Annotated in this window: 17 protein-coding genes; 12 read left to right on the top strand and 5 right to left on the bottom strand. The window is 54.8% G+C overall.

Annotation, left to right across the window (positions count from 1 at the left end; translation table 11 throughout):
* Positions 1-39 precede the first annotated feature (39 nt).
* Complete coding sequence (locus tag RID21_RS25800; RefSeq protein ID WP_350193957.1) at positions 40-1,926, bottom strand: DUF1598 domain-containing protein; 1,887 nt, start codon at positions 1,924-1,926, stop codon at positions 40-42.
* A gap of 265 nt (positions 1,927-2,191) precedes the next feature.
* Here RID21_RS25800 and mutM point away from each other — a divergent pair, with 265 nt between their 5' ends.
* The 5 genes from mutM to RID21_RS25775 all read left to right on the top strand — a co-directional run bounded on the left by mutM (position 2,192) and on the right by RID21_RS25775 (position 9,587).
* The gene (mutM, locus tag RID21_RS25795) at positions 2,192-3,043 is read left to right on the top strand and encodes a bifunctional DNA-formamidopyrimidine glycosylase/DNA-(apurinic or apyrimidinic site) lyase (protein ID WP_350193955.1); all 852 of its coding nucleotides are present in this window, start codon (positions 2,192-2,194) and stop codon (positions 3,041-3,043) included.
* A 140-nt stretch (positions 3,044-3,183) separates the two neighbouring features.
* Positions 3,184-4,908 (top strand): ATP-binding protein, encoded by a 1,725-nt coding sequence (locus tag RID21_RS25790; RefSeq protein ID WP_350193953.1) that lies wholly within the window; start codon positions 3,184-3,186, stop codon positions 4,906-4,908.
* 89 nt (positions 4,909-4,997) lie between these two features.
* Positions 4,998-5,759 (top strand): 23S rRNA (guanosine(2251)-2'-O)-methyltransferase RlmB, encoded by a 762-nt coding sequence (gene rlmB, locus RID21_RS25785; protein WP_350193951.1) that lies wholly within the window; start codon positions 4,998-5,000, stop codon positions 5,757-5,759.
* A gap of 394 nt (positions 5,760-6,153) precedes the next feature.
* Positions 6,154-7,128: an SDR family oxidoreductase gene (locus tag RID21_RS25780; protein ID WP_350193949.1), complete on the top strand. Its 975-nt coding sequence runs from the start codon at positions 6,154-6,156 to the stop codon at positions 7,126-7,128.
* 86 nt (positions 7,129-7,214) lie between these two features.
* Positions 7,215-9,587 carry a polysaccharide biosynthesis tyrosine autokinase gene (locus RID21_RS25775; RefSeq protein WP_350193947.1) on the top strand — a complete coding sequence of 791 codons (2,373 nt, stop codon included), beginning with the start codon at positions 7,215-7,217 and terminating at the stop codon, positions 9,585-9,587.
* 11 nt (positions 9,588-9,598) lie between these two features.
* Here the strand turns inward: RID21_RS25775 and RID21_RS25770 are convergent, their stop codons facing one another.
* Both RID21_RS25770 and RID21_RS25765 read right to left on the bottom strand, forming a co-directional pair.
* Positions 9,599-10,954 carry a sigma-54-dependent transcriptional regulator gene (locus RID21_RS25770; protein ID WP_350193945.1) on the bottom strand — a complete coding sequence of 452 codons (1,356 nt, stop codon included), beginning with the start codon at positions 10,952-10,954 and terminating at the stop codon, positions 9,599-9,601.
* A gap of 26 nt (positions 10,955-10,980) precedes the next feature.
* A complete protein-coding gene (locus RID21_RS25765) occupies positions 10,981-12,444 on the bottom strand; it encodes a sensor histidine kinase (RefSeq protein WP_350193943.1) in 1,464 nt (487 codons plus the stop codon).
* A 415-nt stretch (positions 12,445-12,859) separates the two neighbouring features.
* On the opposite strand from RID21_RS25765, the gene glgA reads away from it, so the two are divergent.
* From glgA to RID21_RS25750, 3 genes are all read left to right on the top strand, one after another.
* Entirely contained in the window at positions 12,860-14,371 is a 1,512-nt protein-coding gene (glgA, locus tag RID21_RS25760; protein WP_350193941.1) for a glycogen synthase GlgA, read from the top strand.
* Between the two features lie 59 nt (positions 14,372-14,430).
* Positions 14,431-15,414, top strand: a complete 984-nt coding sequence (locus RID21_RS25755) for a galactose-1-phosphate uridylyltransferase (RefSeq protein WP_350193939.1) — start codon at positions 14,431-14,433, stop codon at positions 15,412-15,414.
* A gap of 373 nt (positions 15,415-15,787) precedes the next feature.
* Positions 15,788-17,983, top strand: a complete 2,196-nt coding sequence (locus RID21_RS25750) for an alpha-amylase/4-alpha-glucanotransferase domain-containing protein (protein WP_350193937.1) — start codon at positions 15,788-15,790, stop codon at positions 17,981-17,983.
* A gap of 45 nt (positions 17,984-18,028) precedes the next feature.
* Here the strand turns inward: RID21_RS25750 and RID21_RS25745 are convergent, their stop codons facing one another.
* Positions 18,029-19,309 (bottom strand): DUF1501 domain-containing protein, encoded by a 1,281-nt coding sequence (locus RID21_RS25745; protein ID WP_350193935.1) that lies wholly within the window; start codon positions 19,307-19,309, stop codon positions 18,029-18,031.
* A gap of 63 nt (positions 19,310-19,372) precedes the next feature.
* Positions 19,373-21,217: a DUF1549 domain-containing protein gene (locus RID21_RS25740; RefSeq protein ID WP_350193933.1), complete on the bottom strand. Its 1,845-nt coding sequence runs from the start codon at positions 21,215-21,217 to the stop codon at positions 19,373-19,375.
* Positions 21,218-21,391: 174 nt separating this feature from the next.
* Here RID21_RS25740 and RID21_RS25735 point away from each other — a divergent pair, with 174 nt between their 5' ends.
* The 4 genes from RID21_RS25735 to RID21_RS25720 all read left to right on the top strand — a co-directional run bounded on the left by RID21_RS25735 (position 21,392) and on the right by RID21_RS25720 (position 25,453).
* A complete protein-coding gene (locus RID21_RS25735; RefSeq protein ID WP_350193931.1) occupies positions 21,392-23,095 on the top strand; it encodes a GntP family permease in 1,704 nt (567 codons plus the stop codon).
* Positions 23,096-23,144: 49 nt separating this feature from the next.
* Positions 23,145-24,578 carry a glycoside hydrolase family protein gene (locus tag RID21_RS25730; RefSeq protein ID WP_350193929.1) on the top strand — a complete coding sequence of 478 codons (1,434 nt, stop codon included), beginning with the start codon at positions 23,145-23,147 and terminating at the stop codon, positions 24,576-24,578.
* Positions 24,579-24,631: 53 nt separating this feature from the next.
* Entirely contained in the window at positions 24,632-25,195 is a 564-nt protein-coding gene (locus RID21_RS25725; protein WP_350193927.1) for a hypothetical protein, read from the top strand.
* An 81-nt stretch (positions 25,196-25,276) separates the two neighbouring features.
* Entirely contained in the window at positions 25,277-25,453 is a 177-nt protein-coding gene (locus tag RID21_RS25720; protein WP_350193925.1) for a hypothetical protein, read from the top strand.
* Positions 25,454-25,459: the final 6 nt, after the last annotated feature.

Raw genomic sequence — 25,459 nt, 5'->3', positions numbered from 1 at the left:
GACCGCGTTTTTTTTTTTTCTGTTTCTGGTGAACTGATCTCAGTTAGCCAGATCCCACCACCAGCGACCGACGGGCAACGCCGGGGCCTGTGATTTGGTGGAGACTGCTCCCACTTCGGGAGAGACCTTCAGGTTGTTCTGGTTCTTAACGACCGATGCCGTATCGACGCGAACACCGCCGGCTACCTGAACCACAACGTCTTTGCCGTTGTAGACCCGGTGATTGACGACCGTTTCGACCGTGTGAGCAGGTTTGTACTCAGCGGGACGATACATGCCGTTCGCAGCGAAGGCATTCATTTCCCAGCCGGCACGGTTAGCCAGTTGCTCGTTCTGCATCAGGGCAGCGACCAGGGCCAGATCGAAAATGTTCTGCAGGTCGGCGTAAACCAGATCTTTCTGGGCCAGTTCCTGATAATGCTTTGTGAAGTTGGCAGCGAATTCACGGTTCAGCTTTTCGGCCTGACCGGTCTGCAGACGCTGACCTTCTTTGGTCACAATCTGGTTTTCAGACTGACAGAGGACAGAAGAGCCAACCAGCTCGAAGGCGGTCCGCTGTGGGTTGTGCAGTACGGAATCGTACTTCATGGTCAGCCACCAGCGAAGTGCTTCCAGCTTCTGAGCCGACTGTGAGTTTTCTTTGGCCAGCAGATCGAAGTAGCTGGGGATATTCGCACCAGCGTCCAGTTTGCCGATCCCGATCATTTTCATCCGGTAGTCGGCTTCGATCAGAACACGAGCCACACGGGAAGTGTCAGGCACACCGTACTGAGTGATGTCCTGGACGCCCAGTTTATCCTTCAGCTGACGGGTCCAGTTCCGCACACCGCCACCAGCGTGCAGAGGGCCACGGGCATTGGACTGAGCGACGAATTCTTTCACACGGGCCAGTCCTTCAGGACGGGGATCGAAAGAACAGCCGAAGATTTTTTCACCCTGGTCAGAGAAGGTCCGCAATACGGTAACGAGGTCGTCCAGCTGCAGTACGGGACGTCCACTTTCGACACCCACTGCCTGGCCCTGCTCGTTGTAGATCCAAGCTTCAGCCGGGCCGGCGATCACGACTTCGTTCTCTTCCGGGTAAACAAAGATGTATTGAACTTTGGTCAGACCGGCGAGCATTTTCATGGTTTCGACCGGAGAACGACCTTCTTCGATTAACTGTTCTACCTGCTGTTCCAGACGTGTCAGCGAAACCAGACGCAGCTGGCTGTTCTGAGCGACATTCTGATTCAGGTTAGCCTGACGGGCTTTAATGCCCAGAGCTGCCAGCTGTCCGTTGCGTTCCTGCTGACTGATCTGATGCAGCAGTCCGTGGGGATCGACCTTAACCCCGCTGGAAAACTGACTGATTTCCCCATCACCTTCCCCGGTGTCTGACCAGAGACCTGAAGTCTGTGTCTGAATCAGCTGAATGAGTTCGGTGAAGTCGGCCAGCTGAGAACCCCCGGCCAGTGACATGGCCTGGGCCCGTTCGCTCATCGCTTGCGAGCGGGCTTCTGCCAGCGGGATCCGGTTGATCGTTCCCAGGGCGGCAACAAAGTCGCCGGAATCCATCTGGGCTTTGACAACCATCTTCAGCAGCATGGTGCGTTCATTGAGGTCAGCGACGGTCTCTGCGGTTTCAATCGCCTGACCGAATTCGCCGGCAGCCAGTTGGGCGGCGACCATTTCTTCAGGAGTGACTCGCGGCGTTTCCTGAACCGGTTCAGGAGTTTGTTCCGGCACGACCACAACTTCCTGTTGTTCTTCCATGACCAGTGGGGTTTCTGCAGGAGCCTGAATTTGCTCCTCCACTTTTTCCACGGTCACTTGAGGCTGGCGGTTCACCAGATAAAACGTGACTGCCAGAACGATTGATAAACAGGCGATGGTTGCCAGAACTGAAACAACACTGGAGCCGACTCGAGGGTTTTTAGGGCGCATGGACGCTCTCCGATTGGCACTGATATTTGACGGTTCGAATTGCAGTCCGTGTGTACACGTTCTGCAAGATAGGGAATCTAAGTACTTTATGATCTAGGATCGTCCAACTTTGGCCCAACGTCAAGCGTAATCTCAAATTTCTTCTTCTTCCTGTTTCAGCTGAACGCTGACATCGAAAGAACAGTTACAGGTAGTAGAATAGAAACACTTCGTTCAAAATTGTTGACAACGCAAAACCGCTACCATTGCTATAGAAAGTATAATCGTGCCAGAGCTGCCGGAAGTGGAAACCATGGTGCGGGGCATCCGCGATGCCGTCGTAGGCGCCCGGATCCGTGAATTCGTCAAATGCCGCTGTACCTGTAAGCCCATTTCGATGAAACCAGGTCTGAAGTCGATCCAGGGCAGGGTCTTAAATCAGACGGTGGTTTCCGTACGCAGACTGGCCAAACGCGTGATTCTGGACCTGGAGAACGAGGAGTCGTTCGTCATTGAACCCCGTATGACTGGACTGATGTTACTCTCCGATCCGCCGGATCGCGAACACCTTCGCCTGGAATGGCGTCTACAGAACGGACGCAGGCAGACATCACTCTGGTTCTGGGACCGTCGCGGACTGGGAACGGTTCAATTACTACGCAAAGCGGAACTCGAGACCGTGCTCGGCCCCGCAAAGCTCGGTCCGGATGCCCTGGCCCTGACATTCCAGGAACTTGAGCAGCGGTGTGGCAGCACCAGCCGGGCGATTAAAGTCGCCTTACTGGACCAGAAAATGGTCGCCGGCATCGGGAATCTCTACGCCAGTGAGATTCTGCATCTGAGTCGGATTCATCCCGAGCGCCCCGCCAATGAACTGAACGCAGACGAAGTCAAAGCCCTGCATCAGGCGACGCGCAAGATACTGAAAGCAGCAATCCGTTACGAAGGTTCGACACTCGGCGATGGCACTTATCGGAATGCGTTGAACAAATCGGGCGGCTACCAGAATCATCACCGCGTCTACAGCCGGGCGGGAGAACACTGTCCCACCTGCCGGGGGGCGGAGATCATTCGCATCGTCCAGGCGCAGCGCTCCACTTTCTACTGTCCCTGCTGCCAGGTCGGTCACAGCCTCTGAGGATTTCTCAGATATTTCAATGAATTGAGAGTAGAATTGGCGAATCGTGCTTTTCTCTCCGCGTAATTTTGGAATAAGATCAGAGGATACTCGGGCTCGGGGCCTTGGTCTGATCCTGATTCGTTAGCAGCTGGAAGTCCATGTCGTATCGCGTCTTTAAAAAACTGCTCGGTGAAACCAATCTCGAACGGAAGTGCCGCTTCCTGTTCGGCGGGGGGCTTATGGTCCTGATCACCGCCAGTTTCTCCCTCAATACCTGGATGAACAACCAGGTGCTGGATGAGCAGAACGTGACTTCCGCTCGGCTGCTGGTGGCCCCCATCATTCTGGAAAAGCACTGGAAATGGTCCGAGAACAACAAAGAGTACCGGGAGCTGATCGAAAAGATCGCCCAGTCGGTGAAGTCCAAGGACCTCGGTAATTACAGCTGGTCGGTTTTCAAAGCCAACCCTTCTAACGCCGACTCCAAGGAACGCCCCATCGACAGTGCCGGCTACGAAGCCCTCGAACGCATCAAGCAGGGCGAGAATGAAATCTTCTACGCCGACGTGTCTGAGGGCAAATTCCAGTATTACAGTGCCATTCACGCCACCGAATCCTGTGTCTCCTGTCATCGTCTGCACGATGATCCGGATCTCGAACTCGGGGGGCTGATCGGCATCGTCAATATTCGCTTCCCGTCCCAGAAGGTGGAACAGGCCCAGAACTGGAACCGCGCGATCAACGTCGCTTCAGCCCTGATCACCGCCGTCCTGGCGATGCTCGCCGCTTACGCCATCGTGCGGTATGTGATCGTCAAGCCGGTCCTGCACCTCAAGGACGTCAGCGATGAAATCGCGCACGGCAATCTCGATCTGAGAGCCGACATTCGTACCGGGGACGAATTTGAAGAGCTGAGCTACGCGTTCAACCGCATGTTGCGTCACCTGGTTACGGTTCAGGAAGAACTCCGGACCGTGAACACGGACCTCGATACCAAAGTCGATGAACTCGCGCAGGTGAACCTCCGACTTTACGAGATGAATAAACTCAAAGACGAGTTCCTGGCCACGATGAGCCACGAACTCCGCACGCCGCTGAACAGTATTCTCGGCTTCAGCGATCTGCTGGCGAACACCAAAGACCTCGGAGAAAAACAGAAACGCTACGTTGCCAACATTCAGATGTCGGGAAAAAACCTGCTCGCGCAGATCAACGATGTTCTCGATCTGGCCAAAATCGAAAGCGGTAAGATGGAACTGCAGCTTTCCGAATTATCGATTGCCGATCTGATCGAACGCCGCGCCGGTACCATGCTCCCCCTGGCCGATAAAAAGAATATCGAACTCACTTCGGAAATCGATCCCAGGATTCCCATCCTCTTTCAGGACTCGGTCAAGATCCAGCAGATTCTGAACAACCTGCTTTCCAACGCAATCAAGTTTACGCCGGAAGGGGGCCGCGTGCATGTCTCGGCGACCCTCTGTGAAGACGACCCGGAACTGTTCGATCTTTTGGTCCGTGATAACGGCATCGGGATCCCCCTGGATGAGCAGGAATTTATCTTCGAGAAATTCCGCCAGGGGAAATCGAACTCGGAAACCCGTGATACGATGAGCCGCTCTTACGAAGGCACCGGCCTGGGACTTTCCATCATTCGTGAACTGTCCAAGCTGCTGGACGGGGAAGTCTTTTTGGAGAGTGAATTCGGACGCGGCAGTCAGTTTACGGTGCGTCTCCCCGTTCGCATGCAGGACAATGCAGACAAACTGCTCTCCGACATCAACGACACCTCTGTCGGCATGAATCGACTCAAATCCTCGGACCTGGCTAAATACGCGGAAAAACTGGCCGAGAACAAGCATTCTGAGTCTCGCACTCCTTGAATCTGTCGATCAGAGAGCCTACCCTTTGCACATTGGTCGGGATTCACCCGACAGGTATGATTCTCTTCGCTGACTCAGGAATTGTGTAAGTGGCTCTGGAGCTGAAAAACCCCCATAGTGTGCTGGCTGCCTTGAAAACCCGCCCGATTGACGTGACTGAAATCCGTCTGACCGCGGGAGCCTCACAGGGAAACTGGGGAGACGTAGCCGATGAAGCCCGCAGTCATGGTATTCCCGTAGTGGTTCGCAAGGCACCACCCCAGAAGATGAAACGCCGCCAGTCGGAAGATCAGGGCCGCCGCACCGCAGGTTCCGTGGCGCTGGTCAAACCCCGCATACCCTCTTCGCTGGGCGAGTTGTTCGCGATGGACAAAACAGAGGGCGAATCCCGAGGACTCTGGCTGGCCCTGGACTGCATTCAGGATCCGCACAACATCGGCGCCATTTTTCGAACCGCAGGTTTTTTCGGTGTGCGAGGGATCATCCTGACCAAGGATCGTTCAGCGCCCCTGAACGGAACCGTCTATGACGTCGCTTCGGGAGGCATGGAAGGGGTTCCCTTCGCCGTTGAAACCAATCTGAGTCGCGCAATCACCGAAGCCAAGGCAGCCGGCATCTGGATCATGGGGACGTCCGAACATGCGGAAGAAGACGTCGCCACTTACAGCCAGGATCGCCCCTGGATGGTCGTCATCGGCAACGAAGAGAAAGGCCTCAGAAGGCTCACGCTCGAACAATGCGATGTCGTCTGCCGCCTCACTTCAGCGGGGCTCGTCGATTCTCTGAATGCCTCCGTCGCTGCCGGAATTATGATCGCCCGCTTTTCTCCTTTCGGACCCGGCGTGAAATAAGTTTCCCCTTCGTTCACGCCTGAAAATCCTGCAGGCTGCCACACAATCAGCAAAATTGTGACGATTGTTACAACACCCTGCACAGGTAGTGGTTAAAGCGATTATTCTCGATCTCTGTCCTCTGCGGTGCTCTCCTGCGCACCTGCGCGGCCGGCTTCCATGACTTATTATTTTGGTTATATGGGAAATGACTGCATATAATAGGGATCCGGATATCGAGCGAAGGTTGTTCGATAATGATTAAGAGGAAACGTCTGAATTCCATGCCAGATACCCGGCAAACGGATGCTACATTGAAAGTACAACTTAGGGGCCATTCGTAGAGACAGACTTGGGCGTCTGCTGGCTGTATTGTTCTGGCCCGACGAAATTTGATCTTTGCAGGAACAGAAACGTGACAAATTATCTAGTAACCGGCGGTGCAGGCTTCATTGGATCTCATCTGGCGACGCGGTTGATCAACGACGGACATCGGGTCCGGGTCTTTGACAATCTCAGCACGGGCGCTTTGAAGAACCTGGAGCACATCAAAGAGCAGGTCGAATTCGTTGAGGGAGATCTCCGCGACCTGTCCGCCGTTGAAGCCGCTGCCAAAGATGTCGATATCATCTTCCACCAGGCGGCCCTGGCTTCCGTTCCACGCAGTGTCGATCACCCACTTGATACACACGAAGCCTGTGTCACCGGAACCATTCACGTGCTTGATGCCGCCCGTCGCTCGGGCGTACAACGCGTCGTTTACGCCGGTTCCAGCAGTGCATATGGTAACCAGAAACAGATGCCCAAGCATGAAGGACAGACACCAGAAGTGCTGTCACCGTATGCTGCCGCCAAGCTGGCCGGCGAACTGTACTGCCAGGCTTTCGCCAATTCTTACTCTCTGGAAACCGTGAGAATTCGCTATTTCAACGTCTTTGGACCCCGCCAGGATCCCAACAGTCCTTACTCGGCTGTGATTCCGTTGTTTGCTTCCGCCTTGCTGGAAGGCAAACGACCGGTGATCTTTGGCGATGGTTTGCAGTCGCGTGATTTCACCTTCGTTGATAACGTGGTGCAGGCAAACATCCTGGCCTCACAGGCAGACGCCGCCGTCGTTTCAGGAAATGTTTACAACGTTGCCTGTGGCAGCTCGCTGAACCTGATCGATCTCTTGAAGTTCATCTGCGAACAGTTGGACAAGCCTTACGATCCCGATTTCCAGCCGCCTCGTACCGGCGATGTCAAACATTCGTGGGCCGATATCTCAGCTGCCGAGCGGGACCTGGGCTACGCACCTGTCGTGGATATTCAGGAAGGCCTGCGGCGGACCATCGAATGGTATGCTGAGTACGTTGGTGCAGAATCCAATAAATGCCTGGGCGGTTGTTAATCGTCCCGGTATCAGAAACCGACTCAGTCACCTCTGCATAATACAATCGCAGGAAGCTTGCGCCTCACTAAATCAGGACCCCTGTTGTGAATACTGAATTTCAGCCTCTCGAACCTAATTCCGATCTCGACTTCGATGGAATGGAAGATGCAACCACGAATGCTTCCGCTCCGGGAGTGGATATCGTCCGGCTGCTCTTCAGAAATAAATACCTGATCGTCGGGGGACTGCTGGCCGGTCTGTTACTGGGACAGGCTGCCTACATGAAACTGGGACCTGTCTTTTCTGCGAATACCAAGATCCAGGTCTCACAGAAAAACCCGGTTCCCATCAAAGAGGGAGAGGTTCAGACTTTCGGGGAACTGACAGCACACATTGACGTCATCAAGAGTCCCCGGATTGTCGGTCAGGCTGTCAAAGCGGCCAAACTCACAGAGCTGCCTTCGCTCAAGGGAGAAAAGGATCCTGCCCAGGAAATCATCGATTCTCTTAAGGTCAAGCGGCTCTCGGGAACTGACCGGACATTTCTGAATATCCTGAATCTGACTTACGAGAATAAGAATTCTCACGATGCCAAAGTCATTATGCAGGCAATCGTGGATGCGTATCAGCATTACCTGGATGAGGTGCGTGATCAGAATACGGGCGAAATTATTGACCAGTTGAATAAGGCCAATGAGTCGATTTTGTCTGATTTGGAAAAGAAGAAACAGGAATACAAAGAGTTCCGCAAAGATGCCCCCCTGTATTGGGAAAACACCCCCGGTTCGGAAGCCGCTGTAGCGGGCAGTACGAACATGCATCAGGAACGCGTGAAAACAATCGACAATGAACGGCGTCAGAACCTGCTTAAACTGACCGAGTTGAAATCGAAGATCAATACTCTCAAGTCAGCCATCGCCAGCGGAGAATCCAAAGAGACCCTCGAACTGCTGGCGCAACAGTTCCTGATGGGCCAGGCCCGCGGACAGGCGGGAGCCACCACCGGCGGTGTCGAATCTCAGGCAATTGCACCGGGTAACACTCAGGTGGAACGGGCACGCCTCGCACTCGAAACTCATCTCATGCCGCTGCTGATTCAAAAGAATCGCCTCGAACGGGATTACAAAAAGAATCATCCGGACCTGGATGCCGTCAATCGCAGCATCGACACGATCATCAACCTCTATCGTCGCCAGGGAATCGAAATCTCTGCTGATAATCTGGAGTCGGGAGAATTCCAGGTATCGAAAATGAAAGATGTTGACTTCGTAAACATCTATCTGAAGTCGATGGAACAGCAGATGAAAGAACTGGAAAACCGTGAAACCGAACTGACCCGGCTGTTTGACCAGGAAACGGAACTGGCCAAAAAAGTCGGTAACTACCAGGTCGTGGACCAGGCGTACAACGAAGAAATCGCACAACTCAAAACGCAGCGGGAAAGTATCTTTAAACAGCTGCTGCTTGAAAAAGTGGCCCAAGGCAACAGCGGTTATACCATGACGCAGCTGTCACCCGTCAAAGACGAACTGGTCATCAAGCGACAGTTGAAATTCCTGATGGCAGGCGGCGCTGCAGGTCTGGGGCTGATACTCGCGTTCTCTTACTTCCGCGAAATGCGGGATACGACCATGAAATCGGTCGATGAAATTCGCAACCTGTTACACCTGCCGATGCTGGGTGAAATTCCCCAGTTCACAGAGGAACCGGCACACATGGATGACAGTCAGTTCGATTCAGCTCTCTGGTATTACTATCGACCCGCATCCCGGGAAGCGGAAGCCTATCGGTCTCTGCGCACCTCGTTGCTGTTGAAAACCGAACGCTGCGGTGCGAAGGTGTTGCAGGTGACCAGTGCTGAACCCGGAGACGGCAAGACAACATCTGTTTCCAACCTGGCCCTGGCGATTGCCCAGACAGGCCGAAAAGTGCTGATCATCGACGCCGATTTGCGAAGGCCAACCGTACACAAACTGTTCGGAATCAATAACGCCGTCGGTCTGGGAGATGTTCTGGCCCAGGAAATTGATGCCCAGACCTCGATCCGCGAAACCCGCATCAGTAATCTGTCGATCCTGACAGCAGGAATGTTGCCAGAGAGCCCTTCAGAAATGCTGATGTCACGCCGCTTTGCTGAAATGGTCAATCAGCTGCGGAATGAATACGATTACATCCTGATCGATACACCGCCCCTGGTGGTGGTCAGCGATCCCTCTGTGATCTCCTCGACGGTCGACGGAGTATTACTTGTCGTGCGCATCGACAAGAACCGACGCGGCGTGATTCGCAAGGTGCAGCAGATCATCCAGACCAACGGCATTAAGATCACTGGTCTGATCGCCAACAACGTCATTACCAACTCGCTGGTCGGCTATGATTACATCGACAACGAAGGCTATCAGGCCTACTTCGAAAAGCCGGCACCTGAGCCAACAAAGCCGGCTGCAAAACCTGCGAAGACTGAAGTCACAAGCTGATTGACGCTTGATTATTCGAGTTCGATATCGAGTTCTTCAATCTTACGGTACAGACTCGACAGTCCCAGTTTGAGCCGTTTGGCAGCCTCGCGTTTGTCGGCACTGTCCTTGAGTACGCGGGTGATGTGCATTCGCTCGTAATGACGCAACGCCAGTCGCAGGTCATCGACGTCCGGCAATGGTGGCTCATTCTGATGCAGTTCGGGCGGCAGGTCATTCAGGCAGATCAATGTGTCGTCGCACATCATCACCGCCCGTTCGATGGCATTGTCCAACTGGCGGACATTTCCTTTCCATTCGGCTGACATCAACGCCCGAATCGTTTCACTGGTCGCCCCGGTAACCCGCTTGCCCATCTTGCGCGAATGTTTGGCGAGAAAATATTCAACCAGCTCGGGGATATCGTCCACCCGCTCACGCAGTGCCGGGATATGAATTTTCATCCCATCCAGCCGATAGAACAGATCCTGCTCGAATTCGCCGGTCTTGACCATCTCTGCCAGATCGCGCGTCGTGGAAGCGATGAGCCGCACATCGACTTTCACTGGCTCCGCACTTCCCAGTGGCAGGATCTCACCGTACTCAATGGCACGCAGCAGTTTGCCCTGGGTACCCAGAGGAAGCTGTGAGATCTCATCCAGGTAGACCGTACCGCCGTCGGCATTCTTGAAGACGCCGGTCTGCTCCGCCTGTGGATACTGCAGCGAACTGGCCGCGGATCCAAACAGCTGCGACTCCAGCAGCTCAATGGGCCGCATGCCACAGTTCACGGCCAGAAAACGTTGTTCGCGATTGGGACCATTCGAGTGAATCGAGCGGGCAAACAGTTCTTTTCCCGTCCCCGATTCCCCTGAGAGCAGCACATTGGAGTTCGTAGCCGCGATCTTGCGGATTGTGCTCTGCAGTTTCTGCAGTGCCTTACTGCTGCCGACAATGTCTTCAATACCGGGGCTGCGGGCCAGTTCCCGTCGGAGAATCTGATTCTCGTAGAAAATTTTCTGATATTCAAACAGCCGGTTCAGCTTGTGAGACAGGTCGTCAAAGATCACCGGTTTTACCAGGTAGTCAAACGCCCCCGCCTTGAACGCGGAGATTGTATTTTCGACGGTCGCGTACGCTGTGATGATCAGTACGAAAATACTCGGCTTGATATTCTGCAACCGGCGGAGCAGTTCAATTCCATCTCCGTCCGGAAGCTGCACGTCGCAGATAGCGACGTTGAAATCCCGATCCCGGGCCAGCTCCAGTGCTTTGGCCACGGTCGAAGCCTGCATGGTTTCGTAGCCTTCGCTGGTCAGAAATTCGGCCAGCGAGCTGCGGATGACTTCTTCATCTTCGACAATCAGTATCGAGCGGTTGAGTTGCACGTCGGAGTTCGTCCTGTTTTCTATCATCAGGTAGTCACAAATTTCATTTCCTGGGCCGGCCCCGGAGGAATTTCGCCCAGATCTTTTACTTCTTCACAGTACAGGGCAACAACGAATTTCGCCCCTTCACTTACGGTATCGTCAATTCGGATTGTGCCTGTATTGGAATGTTCCAGAATATTACGACAGACAAACAGCCCCAGTCCCGTTCCCTTAGACTTGGTCGTGAAGTAGGGGCGGAACAGTTTTTCCTTATCCACTTCCTGGATGCCTTCACCATTGTCGTGCACCGAGATCAGGATCTGTCCGTCCCGTGCTTCAGTCGTAATTTCAATCGACTGTCCCTCTTCGGTGGCGTCCATCGCATTCAGAATCAGGTTCAGAAACACCTGCACCAGCTGATCACGTACCAGTTGCACGGGGGGCAGATTCTCCGCGAACCGCGTGATGATCTTCTTCCCCTTTTTCCGCTTATAATACTTGGCGATATTCAGCGATTCCGTGATCACTTCATTGATGTAGCAGCGGTTCCGCTCTGTTGTCGCCGGTCGGCTGAAATCGATCAGCTCGCGTAAAATACGCTGGATCCGCCGCAGTTGTGCGTCGACTTCGTCCAGTCGCTTGTTCGTGTATTCGTCATTATTGTGCCGGTTCAGTAACTGGACGAGCGAACTGATACCCGCCAGCGGGTTCCCGACCTCGTGCGCAATCCCCGCTGCCAGCAGACCAAAGGCAGCATGTTTCTCCTGCTGAATCAACAGCGCCTGAGATTCCTGCAGATCACTGGTCCGCCGGGCAATCCGGTCCTCCAGCAGTTCCTGGTTCTGTTTGAGTTGTTCGTTGGCGACTGAGAGTTCCAGACTCGTCCGTTTCACCAGGCTGGAAAACGCAATACTGGCCCAGGCGACCCAACCCATCCACACGACCATTAACAGTATCTGGGTCAGCCAGTCCGGTGGGGCATTTTGCAGAGGGAACAGCAGCGTCGTGTAGCTCAACAGATGCAGTGCCAGCGTGACATAAGCAATCAGCGGCGAATGCCGGATCGAACAGACGATCAGCGAGAGCAGGTAATAAAAGCGGAATGGACTGTTCAGCCCGGTGTCGTAATGACAGAGCAAGCCGATAAACAGTGCTTCCATCACGGAAATGGTGAGCGGCCATTCGCCCAGAAAGACTTTGCCTCGAAAGCTGAACCAGGTATCCGCGAGGGCATAAATCGCCCCCAGGGTCAGAATCCAGTTCAGCTGGGGCACCTGAATCGCAGCATCGTTGCCCACAAAGTTGACCAGCACATACCCGACGCACAATCCAAACCAGCGGATTCGCAGCGTAATCTCCTCGGCTGGCAGTTCCCAGGTAAAGGCATCGTGGTGGATCTTGGGAGGAGGTGCCAGGGGAACCGGCGCAGCAGCTTCGCTCTCGGCAGACGGAGCCGGTGGCTGGTCTGTCGATTCGGGCTGATTCTTCAGAACTGAATGATCATTCATATCAGAAATTATGACTGGATGAGACAGACCGCGGATCGACTGCAACGATGGTGAATCCACACTGTCAACAAAGTGTCGTGCTGAAACCGGGTCTTTCCCGTGGGGGATGACCTGTGGTTCAGAATAGGTTCAGATCATATACTATCATGAATCTGAAATTGATCCGCAATTACACATGCGGTATTTTGCTGCAGTTCCGGTTTAATTTTACTGAACAAACAGGTAAAACCAGAACGGGTCTGATATAGTCTGCTGAAATTCATCAGCGGTAGTGAGACATTCGTGCGAACAACCCGCCGATTCCAGCCGCAACACTCCGGCTTGAGTTTACAGAACCAATACTCACAGCCGATAATGACGTATAGAATATTGTAGACACACCACCGGATATGTAATCCAGATAGATTGGGATTTTATGAAAATCGTCGTAGCGAGTTCCGAAGCGATTCCTTTTGCCAAAACGGGCGGACTGGCTGATGTTGCCTCCGCGCTGTCCAAGGCACTGGCGGACGCCGGGCACGAGGTGAGCCTGTTTTTACCCTGCTACCCGCAGTCAATCGCGAAGCGGGGCCTCAATCTGGATGATTTCGAACTCTGTCCGGAAAAAGTAACGATCTCGGTCGGCAGCAAGGAAGTCGAAGCCCGTCTTCGCAAAACCGGATTCCCCGGTTCCAGCGCAACGGTTTACCTGGTCGAACAGGCCCGCTATTTTGATCGCCCCGAACTCTACCACGAGGGCGGTCGGGATTATCAGGATAACTGCGAACGCTTCATTTTCTTCAGCCGCGCTGTGATGGAGTTCACTAAAAAGCTGAACCTCTCACCAGACATTATCCATGCCAACGACTGGCAGACCGGTCTGATCCCGGCGCTGCTCAACATTGAGTATGAAGACCAGCCCGGCTTCGAAAAGACCGCCGCCGTCTACACGATTCACAACATGGCCTTCCAGGGGCAGTACTGGCACTGGGACATGCTGCTCACCGGAATCGACTGGAAATACTTCAACCGCCACCAGATGGAATTCTTCGGCCAGTTGAACCTGCTCAAAACAGGCATCGTCTTCTCCGACATGGTAACAACGGTCAGCCCTACCTATGCGAAGGAAATTCGAACCGAGCAGTTCGGCTACGGTCTGCACGGCGTTCTCGATTCCCACGCCGATCGGCTGGTGGGCATCCTCAACGGCGTCGATACGACCGACTGGAATCCCGAGATCGATTCGCACATCGCCGCGAATTATTCCGCACAGACGGTCACAGAAGGCAAGCCTCGCTGTAAAGCAGCACTGCAGGAACGGATGGGACTCCCCCAGAAACCCGACGTTCCACTCCTGGGGGCCATCTCCCGCATGACCGATCAGAAAGGGTTCTCTCTGATTCTGGATGCCGCCGAAAACCTGCTGGCCACAGACGTGCAACTCGTCATCCTGGGAACGGGAGACCCGTACCACGAGACCTCCTTCAGCGAACTGGCACGACGATTTCCCGATAAGGTTTCCACGCTCATCGGCTTTGACGAAATCCTGGCCCACCAGATCGAAGCCGGCCTGGATATCTTCCTGATGCCCAGCCAGTTTGAGCCCTGTGGTTTGAACCAGATGTATAGCCTGATTTATGGCACAGTCCCCATCGTGCATGAAGTCGGCGGTCTGGCAGATTCCGTCGTGGATGCCTCCGACACCAACCTTGAAAACGGAACCGCGAACGGTTTTTCCTTCTGGCACTTTGATGCGACCGTACTGTATCGACAGATGCGACGTGCCATCGATATGTACAATGATAAACCGACCTGGCAGCAACTGATGCAGAATGGCATGACCCGGGACTGGTCCTGGAAGCATAGCGCTCAGAACTACCTCTCAGTCTATCAGCAGGCGCTTAGTTTTCGTGCGAATAGTACTGAATCAGTTTCCGCCTCGTCTTAAACGGAATTCAGCGATCCATCAAATCGATCTCTCTGTCCCCATTCGAATCACTGTCTGCCATGTCTGAAATTCGTACCGACCCGCTGACCGGGTTGACGACCATCTTTGCGCCGGAACGGGCCAAACGTCCCATCGCCATCAAGAGCAGTCAGGGCGACGAGGACCAGAGTGCAGAGCAGATCGCCTCCGATCCCTTTGCTGAGGGGAAGGAAGATGAGACAGAGCCTGAACTGTTCGCTGTCCGCGCACCCGGATCCAAACCCGACGGCCCCGGCTGGAGCCTGCGGGTGGTGGATAACAAATATCCCGCTCTCACACCCGTCTCGACACCCGGTTCCGAACACGATTCGTTCGGCGTGCACGAAGTCATTGTGGAATGCCCACACTATGAAACGCACATTTCCCGGCTGGACCTCGCCAGCTTTCAGAACATGTTCCACGCCTATCGTACCCGACTGCGCGTGCATCGGCAGAACCCCCGTTTGCAGTATGCGATCATCTTCAAAAACCAGGGAGTCCTGGGAGGCGCCTCACTTGGCCACGCCCATTCGCAGTTGATGGTCAGTCACGTGATTCCCGAGGCACTGCACAGAGAGATTGAAACCGCACAACAGTATCAGGCAGAGCAGGGGACCTCGCTGTTCGAGCAGCTGGCTTCTCACCCGGTTCTCGTGACCGAACACTTTGATCTGATCTGCCCCTACGCCAGTCGGTTCGCTTTTGAAACCTGGTTGATTCCCCGTTCCCGCGGTACGCACTATGACCACTCTACAGATGAGGAGCTAGAAGACCTTGCGGCAATCACGCGACGGGTGCTCAAGGCACTGGAGACGATTCTGGGCAGCCACGATCTGAACTTTGTCATTCAGACGCCCCCGTTTCCGACGGGAGACGACGTCGGGTACACCTGGACGCTGCGCATCTATCCCCGGTTGGCCCATCTGGCGGGTTTCGAACTCGCCTCCCAGATGTACGTCAATCCGGTCTTCCCCGAACAGGCCCGGAAACTGCTCCAGCGGGAACTCGCGAAAGAGCAGTCATAAAGCTTCAACACAAAGAGCGGGGCTCTGTTACGCTCTTTTCGGCCTCAGGTAAAATAGAGAAGCCAACGTCAGTTTCTGGCTTAAAACCATCGTTCTGTCTGGTGAAAACTTACCTGCTTTAACAATTACCCTCCATCCGACAGTATTTCAGCTCCAGGAGTGCTGATTTTAAGGACTCCTGGATTTTATTCTCGGAAAAAGTCCTCTATCATTAGTAAAAGATTGGCTTTACTATAAGTCAGATTCGTCCAGACCCTGCAGGATTGGCGCTGAACGCGGGGAGGATCAGACCCGCGAGTGTCAGCACTCATTCGTTCTAATTCACTGCGTTATCGATAGTTCTGTGTACCACACAGATGAAAGGATGCGGCCCATGGGCTGTCGACTTCGGCTCGTATTAGTCATTCACAACCATCAGCCAGTCGGGAATTTTGAAGGCGTTTTTGAAGAATCCTATCAAAACAGCTATCAGCCATTTCTCGATGTCTTGTCAGAATACCCGGATATCCCCTTTTCACTGCATACCTCAGGCAGCCTGATGGAATGGATGGTGGAAGCCCATCCGGAATACATCGATCGCGTCCGCGGTCTGGCAGAATCCGGACAGGTGGAAATTCTGGGGGGACCCTTTTACGAACCCATCCTGGCCGGGATTCCCAAGTCTGACCGTATCGGCCAGATCAAAGCCTACACCGAATACCTCAAGAAGCTCTTCGGGACACCGATTCGCGGCATGTGGGTTCCAGAACGCGTCTGGGAACAGTCCTTTGTGTCTGACCTGGTCGACGCGGGTATGGAATTCACGCTGCTCGACGATTCGCACTTCAGTGCCGCCGGCGTCCGAGCGGAAAAAATGCACGGCTACTACCTGTCGGAAGACGAAGGTCGCCTGCTGAAAATTTTCCCCGACAACGAAACACTCCGCTACCAGATTCCCTTTACCGATCCGGTCGAGACGATTCACTACCTGAAACAGATCGCCGACCATCATCCGCATTCGGTTGTCGTCTTTGGTGACGACGGAGAAAAATTCGGCGCCTGGCCCGGAACCTACGATCACGTCTACCGGGATGGCTGGCTGCGACGTTTCCTCGATCTGTTGCGTCAGAACAGTGACTGGCTCAAAGTGACCACGCTGGGCGAATCGGTCGACACCGTCTCCCCCATGGGCAGCTGCTACCTGCCCGATGCCAGCTATCGGGAAATGAACGAGTGGGCGCTCTCTTCCGAGCGGCAACTTGAACTGTCGCACCTCAAAGATAAATTTGCTGAAGACGAAGAATTCGATCGTCTCAAACCATACCTGCGGGGCGGCTTCTGGCGTAACTTCCGCGTGAAGTATTCAGAGCTCAACGAAATGTATTCGCGGATGCTGCTGGTCAGTAGTCGTCTGCAGAGCCTGGAAGCCACCGGAGTCGACGCAGAGGACCTGCCGATCCTGCACGAAGCTCGGACTGAACTCTACCGCGCTCAATGTAACTGCCCGTACTGGCATGGTGCGTTCGGCGGTTTGTATCTGCCTCACCTGCGAAATGCGATCTTCAAGCATCTGATCTCAGCAGATTCGCTGCTGGAAAAGATCAATCACCGAGACAACAACTGGCTGGAAGTCGAAGCTGCTGACTTCAACCTGGATGCCCGTAAAGAAATCCGACTGGCCAGCCATCGCCTGGTGAGCTTCCTCTCACCTGCGCATGGCGGTCATCTGTATGAACTGGATATCCGCGGTGCCAAACACAACCTGCTGGCCACACTCTGTCGGCGTCCCGAGCCTTACCACGGCATCATCCGCAAAGCGGCTCAGGAACAGGCACAGGGCGGTCAGAATGGTGACGACATCGGCAAGATCCATAACGCCGTCCGCTTCAAACAGCCGGGGCTCGAACAGAAACTGCAGTACGATAATACGCCCCGCAAGTCGCTGATGGATCACTTCTATCAGCCGGGTGTGGACCTCGATACCGTGATCAATGGTGGTGGTGAACTGGGCGACTTCGTCGAAGGCGTCTACCTGAGTTCGGTACGCCGCACCGATGACGAATGCGATGTCCGCATGAGCCGTAAAGGGCACGTGGGACCGTATGAAGTCGAAGTCACCAAGACAGTGTCTTTAAGCAAGTCTGCTGCCGGAACGCTGGTCGTCCACTATGAACTGTCGAACCTGCCCACCGAAGTGCCCCTGCATTTCGGCGTCGAATTCAACTTCGCCGGCATGGCTGCAGGCGCCAGTGACCGTTACTACTACAACCACATGGGCAAGCAACTCGGACAACTGGAGTCAAAGCTGGACCTGGAGAAGCTTGATCGCATCGGTCTGGTTGACGAATGGCTCGGACTGGATGCGGCCCTCGATTTATCATCGCCCGCCAGCATCTGGACCTTCCCCATCGAAACGATCAGCCAGTCCGAAGGGGGCTACGAACTCGTCCATCAGAGTTCAGTCGTCATCCCGCACTGGGAGTTTGTTGCCGACGATGAAGGACGCTGGTCGGTCACAATCACACTCTCACTGGATACGTCCGCCGCTCAGGCGAAGGCGCTCAGTGAAGCAGCCGCTTCCGGCGCCTGAGACTGAACTTCAGCGGTCAGGCACCAGAGGGATTCAGGCCGTGGTTCAGGAAAATAGTTCCTGAACCACTTCGCCGCCGTCGACGATCTTCATCGGACGTCCCAGCGGGCTCATGTTTTCCTTCTTCGGGTTCACATTCAGTGACTGGCAGATCGAACAGAACAGGTCTGTTACGGTAACCGGACGATCCTGAACCGCAGAGCCGTCTTTGGTGGAAGATCCGATGACCTGTCCCCCTTTGACGCCCCCACCCGCCAGTGCTGCGGAGAAGACACGCGGATAATGGTCGCGTCCGTTGCGGGCATTGATTTTCGGGGTACGCCCGAATTCACCCATCCAGACGACCAGCGTGCGATCCAGCATGCCCCGCTGTTTCAGATCTGAAATCAGGGTCGCCATGCCGGCGTCGACTTCCTGGGAACGCTGTGTGATCGACTCGGAAATATCGAAGTGGTTGTCCCAGCCGTTGGAGCGGACTTCGATGAAGCTCGATCCCGCTTCGACCAGCCGACGGGCCAGCAGACAGCCTTTACCGAAGTTGTTCTCACCGTACTGGCGACGCAGGGTATCCGGTTCCTCGCTCAGGTCGAAGACTTTGGTCTGCGGGCTCAGAACCATGGCTGAGGCTTTGTTATAAATCTTACTGTGGTTTTTGACGACCACTTCACCACCCCGGCTGGCAAATTCCGTATCCAGGCGTCCCAGCAGACCCAACCGTTTCTGATACCGCTGATCAGGAACGGTGGCAGCCACGTTGTTGGGAATGCTCCCCGGATTGCTGACGTTGAACGGTTCATAATCGACGCCCAGGAAGCCTGCCCCGTTGGTGGCACCAACTGAAACAATCGACGGAATCTCCAGTTCCCGGTTGCCAATCTCACGAACAATATTGGAGCCGAGGCTGGGATGTTTGACACTGCCGGAAGGAATGTAGCCGGTGTGCATCTGGTAGGTCGCACGCTGGTGATTCCCTTCCTTGTTGGTCATCGAGCGAATCAGGGCGAGCTCCTGCATGACCTTCGCGGTCTCTTTCCATTCTTCGGAAATCTCAATGCCTGAGACAGCGGTCTGGATCGGTGCCTTATCACCGGCACTGGAAGTTCCTGGTTTGGGATCGAAGGTTTCAAACTGGCTGGGTCCGCCGGACATCCAGAGCAGGATCATCGAACGTCCCTGTTTGCGGAGCTCTTCCGCGGAGACGCTCATCAGATCGTGAAAACTCAGCGTGCCTGCAGCCATGGCACCCAGGGAAACGTTGCGTAAGAAGCTCCGTCGGGAAAATCCGTGACGGCCGGCCTGAACATGCTGTTGATGATAAAGACTCATGTAAAACTCCTCAGATGGAGAGATTGTTTTTGAAGGTTGAAGCGAAACGGCAGTCACTCTGGGTCAACGCTTGGTGATAAATTCACTCGAGTTGAGCAGACTCCACATCAGGTCTTCCAGGGCAGTCTCACGCCGTTCAGCCTGCTGGAAGTAGTCCTCGCAGATCTCCAGTTCTTTCGCGCTCGGCTCTCGTGAGAGTGTGAGCAGATACAGTTCCTGGATGGCCGCTTTATTCTCGGGATAGTCGCGGGCGATCTGGGCGAGTTTCGTCGACCGATTCGCTCCCAGCATGCCGTTGAGGGCTTCGGAATTCATCATGAACAGTGCCTGGGGAACATCCCCGGTGATTTCATCCTGCGAAGTGGATGGATCGAATGTAAACAGACTGCTGAACTGTCCCCGGGCCGAACGGCTGCGCTGGTAGCGTCGGTTGCCGGCACTGCGATCGGCCTGCAGATCATCCACGCCGAACACCTGCGTGATGGCTGTGAAAATCTGATCGCCTCGCAGGCGAGTCGGAAGCTGGGCCGCGAAGGGCGTCTGTAACTGTCCTTCAACCCGCTTCTGCATTTTTCGCTGGTACGCCCGGGTATTGGTAATCGTCCGACAGAGCCACTTCAGATCATAGCCGCTGGCGGTAAAGCCCTGAGCCAGAGCATCGAGTACTTCAGGGTAGACGGCACTCCGCTCAGGACCAATATCATCGATGGGCATATAAAATCCTTCGCCCAGCATTTCCGACCACATCCGGTTCACGATGGCCCGTGAGAACCAGGGGTTCGCCTGCGAGGTTAAAAACTTCGAGAGCACTTCACGACGTTCCAGGTCATCCAGGCCTTCGGGGGCTTTGGTGCCTACGAACAGGACCGGCTGGATCACCTGACCCATCGATGTCGGATCGTTCAGGTCGGGCATATAGTATTCGCTCATGAACCGTTGCGTGTTTTCCGGCAGAGGCATACTCTTCAGTTCGTCTGCTGTCAGCGCTTTGTCACCATCTGTATCAGCGCGGGAAACGAGTTGTTCGAAGCCGCGCGCCATCCGGGTCCGCTGCACTTCCTGCTGGGTCAGCTTGCCATCGCGATTGCGGTCGTAAGAGCGGAACAGGAACTCGGGATTTTTCAGCATCTGTACCCGGCGGGCAAACTCGTTGCCCTGATTCATCGATACCACCTCGAACGTACGTGGTGTCGAATCCCGTACAGGACGCACCCGCACGCGGGGGAAGAAGGCCGCCAGCTCGTGGAAGTCTTTCCGCTTCCATTTGTCGGTCGGGTGATCGTGACAGTTGGCACACTGAATCTGGATTCCCAGAAAGATACGCGAGGTTTCTGCAGCGAGCTCAGCCGGATCCCCTTCATGCGCGAAGATCAACGCCGTGCTGCCGTTTTCCCGTACGTCACCAGAGGCCGTCAGTAGATCGGTCGTGATCTCCTGCCAGCTCTTGTTCTCATTCAGCTGTGTGGTCATCCAGTCGACAAACTGGGCTTCATTCAGTCGAGCCCGCATGTCGGTGGCGCGGAGGTAAATCACATCCCGCCAGTAGCGGGCCCAGTTCACCCCGTAATCGTCCGACTTGAGCAGTTCCTCAATCACGGCCTGTCGTTTGTCGGGAGTCGAATCCAGGCCGAACAGCAGCACTTCGGAAGTCGTGGGCATTCTGCCGGCCAGGTCAAAAGTAACCCGGCGGAGGAAATCCTCATCACTGGCCAGGGGGGCCGGGGTGATTCCTGATTTCTTCAGCTCCCCTTCGATCAGCGCGTCAACCTTGGCAGCCAGCTCTGATTCGGAGACTCGCGACTGCTTCTTTGTTGCTGCGAAAGTCGAAGAGTGGCATAATGGGACCGACAATGTAAGTAGGAGAAAACTCACAAGTTGTGCCGTGCGTTTGATGGAAAAACTCATCATGACCTTTCACCTGAACTGAGACGGAGAGAATGGCCCCGAATTTCATTCGGGAGTCAGTCAGACATCACTGAATGGCTGACGTCTATTTAACCCGATTCCGATCAGGATGTGTCGAAAAAATGGTGAATTTCATGAAATACACACGGTGCGTCTACAATTCGAACTGGTTGAATCATGGAACTAAGCGCTTGGGTGATCGTGATTATTTTAGCCGGGGTGACCATCGTCGTCGGTGGCGTCCTGTTTTTTCGTCTGCATGCCTTCCTGGCATTGCTGGCAGGAGCCATTTGTGTAGGTGTCTTGACGCCCGCTCAGCAGATCGAGGAGACAGCCCTCCGCAAAAACAAGTTTAAAATCCTCGAAGTCACTCCCGACAATCAGAAGATTGTCATCGAGATCGAAAAGGCCGGGATGCTGCAGCCCGGCATGTTGCTGATGATCATGGGGGGCGAGCAGCCCGGGGTTCCGCTGATTCCCATTGCCGAGACCGAGGTGGCCCGGGTGACCTCCGAGTTTACTAAAGACAGCCAGCGGATGATCATCGCTGACCTCAAGGTGCGGGATGACAGCGCGAGCCGTGAGATTCGCCTCGACGATTTTGCGATCACCCCTGCCGACTATAAGGCGGCCATCAAAGCAGGGCAGCAGTCGGTCGGCGAACGGGTGGCCGCGGGTTTCGGATCGACGTGTGCCAAGATCGGCATCCTGATCGCTCTGGCGGCCATCATCGGCATGTGCCTGCTGGAGAGCGGCGCCGCCGAGCGGATTGTCCGCTCAGCCATTAATTTCGTGGGTGAGAAGCTGGCTCCCGTTGCCTTCATGGCCAGCGGATTTCTGCTGGCGATTCCCGTCTTCTTCGATACCGTGTTCTACCTGTTGATTCCCCTCGGTAAAGCCATGCGATTTCGCACCGGCAAAAACTACCTGCTCTACGTGCTGGCGATTGTGACTGGAGGCACGATGGCGCACTCCCTGGTACCTCCCACTCCCGGGCCGCTATTTGTAGCGGAGCAACTGGGAGTCGACATCGCCACCATGATCATGGGGGGCATGATTGTTGGCAGTATCGCGGCCATCTTCGGTCTGGCTTATGCCACCCTGATCAACAAGCACTGTGAACTCCCCTTTCGCGATTCGGCTGACGTCACACAGGCCGATCTCGAAAGACTTTCCAATAGCCAGCTCGAAGATCTCCCCTCACTCTGGCTGTCACTGGCACCCATCCTGCTGCCGGTGATAATGATTGCCGGGTCCACACTGCTGAAGTTCAAGTCCATCAGCGACCAGATTTCTCCGGAGATTCAGGATCTGATCATGACGCTGGGAAATAAAAACATCGCGCTGGGTATTGCTGCGGTGATCGCCCTGGCGACGCTGGTGCGACAGAAAAAATCTTCGCTGGGCGAACTTTCCGAATCGATTCAGGCATCCCTCTCCACGGGTGGTGTGATTATTCTGATCACCGCTGCCGGCGGAGCCTTCGGGGGCGTCCTGCAGCAGACAGGTGTCAGCTTTCTGATTGAATCACTGCCCGATGTCTCTCCCCTGATGCTGGTCACGCTGGCCTTTCTGATCACGACGGCCATCCGCACTGCCCAGGGATCATCGACCGTGGCCATGATTACCACCGTGGGAATTCTGGGCGGGATTGCGGAATCCGCAACGCTCGGTTTTCATCCGGTTTATCTTGCTCTGGCGATTGGCTGTGGTTCCAAGCCTCTTTCCTGGATGAACGACAGCGGTTTCTGGGTCATCGGTAAAATGAGTGGCATGACCGAGGGAGAGACTCTGAAATTCATTACCCCCATGACGGCCCTGATGGGCGTCGTCGGATTCATTGTCGTCCTGCTGGGAGTCTCATTCTTCCCCATGGCCTGAACGAGAGAAAGTTTCAAACGCGTCTCATTTATCGAAGGGATAATGTCCTGTGAAGCAGCAAGTTCTGAGAGGATTGATCTGGTCTCTACTGATGCTGCTGCCACTGTTGGCATTTGCTCAACCCGTTGAGATCGGCTCGCGTCGGGAGCTGTTTGTCGATCGCCTGTTGATCGACAAGCTGCAGGGCGTGGAGCTCAAACTGCACACGCCTGTCAAAGCACCCCGGCCCCGTTCGCCATTACCGGTGCGGCACATGATGACCGTCATCAAAAACGGGGATTGCTACCAGGCCTACTGGCGCGGTTCCGATCCGGATTATCAGGGGGAAAAGCACACCGGTCATCCCGGGGAGACCGTGCATTACGCTGAGAGTCGGGACGGGCATGAATGGGAGTTCCCGGAACTGGGGATGCACGAAGTCGGGGGAACACGCAAGAACAATGTGATCCTGGCGAAGCAGCCTCCCTTCCTGACCAACTTCACTCCTTTTCTGGATACCCGTCCGGGCGTCGATCCGCAGGAACGCTATAAGGCACTCGCCGGCTATCCCGGACCCGGAGATAAACGGGGCTTAGCAGAGCAGGGCCACGGGTTATTCGCTTTCGTCTCACCCGATGGCATTCACTGGACGAAGCAAACCGAGGTCATCCCATATCAGCCCCAGTGGCGGCACGCCTTTGATTCGGCGAATGTCTCGTTCTGGTCCGAAGCCGAGCAGCAGTATGTCTGTTATTTTCGTACGTGGACTGATCCCGAACGGCTGCGCAGCATCAGTCGCACGACGTCTCCTGATTTTCGTCACTGGACCGATCCGGTCGCCATGGATCCCAATCTGCCGGGCGAACACCTTTATACGAATCAGACGCATCCTTACTTCCGGGCACCACACATTTATATCTCACTGCCGACCCGCTTCATTCCGGGACGCGGCTCTGCACCGGATTATGACCTCAAGGATCAGAACGCCACCGACATCCTGTTGATGACCACGCGCGCCGGTTCCTCACACTACGATCGCCTGTTCAAGCACGCCTTCATTCGACCGGGACTGGAACCCGAACAGTGGAAGAACCGGGCGAATTACGTGGCCCTGAATGTGGTGCCGACCAGCCCGACCGAAATGTCGATCTACCATCGTAGCGGCGATCGCTACGTACTCCGCACTGACGGTCTTGTCTCCGTGAATGCAGGCTATGCCGCCGGAGAACTGCTGACCCGACCGCTGGTCTTTGCCGGGGATCGTCTGCAGGTCAACTTCAGTACCAGTGCCGCGGGCAGTCTGCGGGTCGAACTGCAGCAGTCGGACGGAACTCCCATACCCGGTTTTACCAGGGACGATTGCATCCCTCTGATCGGAGATGAAATTGACGGTCAGGTGCGCTGGAAGAGCGACGCTGATCTGTCGACGCTGGCCGGGAAGCCGGTCCGCCTCTGTTGGATTCTGCAGGAGTGTGATCTGTACTCCTTTCAGTTCAGTCAGTAGAATTATACTGAATAAAGTATCAGTTTTACCTGTTCTCTTTACTGGTTCACGCCATGACAGATCCGACACCCGAACCCCGTTCCCGTTCTCCCTGGGCTATTACCAGTCTGGTCTGCAGCGGCGTGGTGTTATTCAGTGTACTGGCCTGCGTGGCACTGGCGGCATGGCAGAGCGAAGGGCTGACCCAGGTCAAAGTGACTGCGCTGGATGCGGATAAAGAACCCCGCGATCACGGAATTCCCCTCTTGAAACAGAAGGAAGCACTGCCCGACTACGAAGTGCAGATTGTCACACAAGACCTGTTCAATTACAAACTGGGAGCCAGACCGAATCAGTCAGCCACCGACGGGCTCGTCTGGAATCTGAGTTCGCCTGTCGCAGTACATGAAATTGTGGGCATTCGATTGCTCGATCAGGATCAACTCGTTTCGGATACCCTGGTCGAAGTTCCCTTCAGCAGACAGCCCGTCGAGATGGATAATTACCGGCTCGAATTTCAGACAGCACACTCTGCAGCGGTAGGCGTGAATTCCTTTTTCCGCTCTCCACTCGGGGTAACAATTGCCACCGCGTTTGTCCTCGCCATTATTGTGATCGGCATTGGTCTGTTTCTGTAATCACAATCTCAATTAGCTGGTCTGACGAGGATCAGGTATCAGCTCAATCAGTGAGTCTCAATTAATTTGAAAGAGTAATCCATGGCGTTTCTCGATGTATATAGTGGTTTTCTGGGATTCCTGGGGTTCTGCCTGGCCTGTGGCGCAATGGCCGAAGCGAAAGGACTGAAGCAGAAACTGGAAGCCCAGCACCTGCGGATTGCGGAACTGGAACAACTGGTGGGGGCACAGTCAGAACAGGAAACCCAACTGGAATGAGGGCAA

It is taken from the genome of Gimesia sp., assembly GCF_040219335.1.
In the GTDB taxonomy this organism is placed as follows: Bacteria; Planctomycetota; Planctomycetia; order Planctomycetales; family Planctomycetaceae; genus Gimesia.
This window is presented reverse-complemented; position numbering and strand designations above follow the sequence as displayed.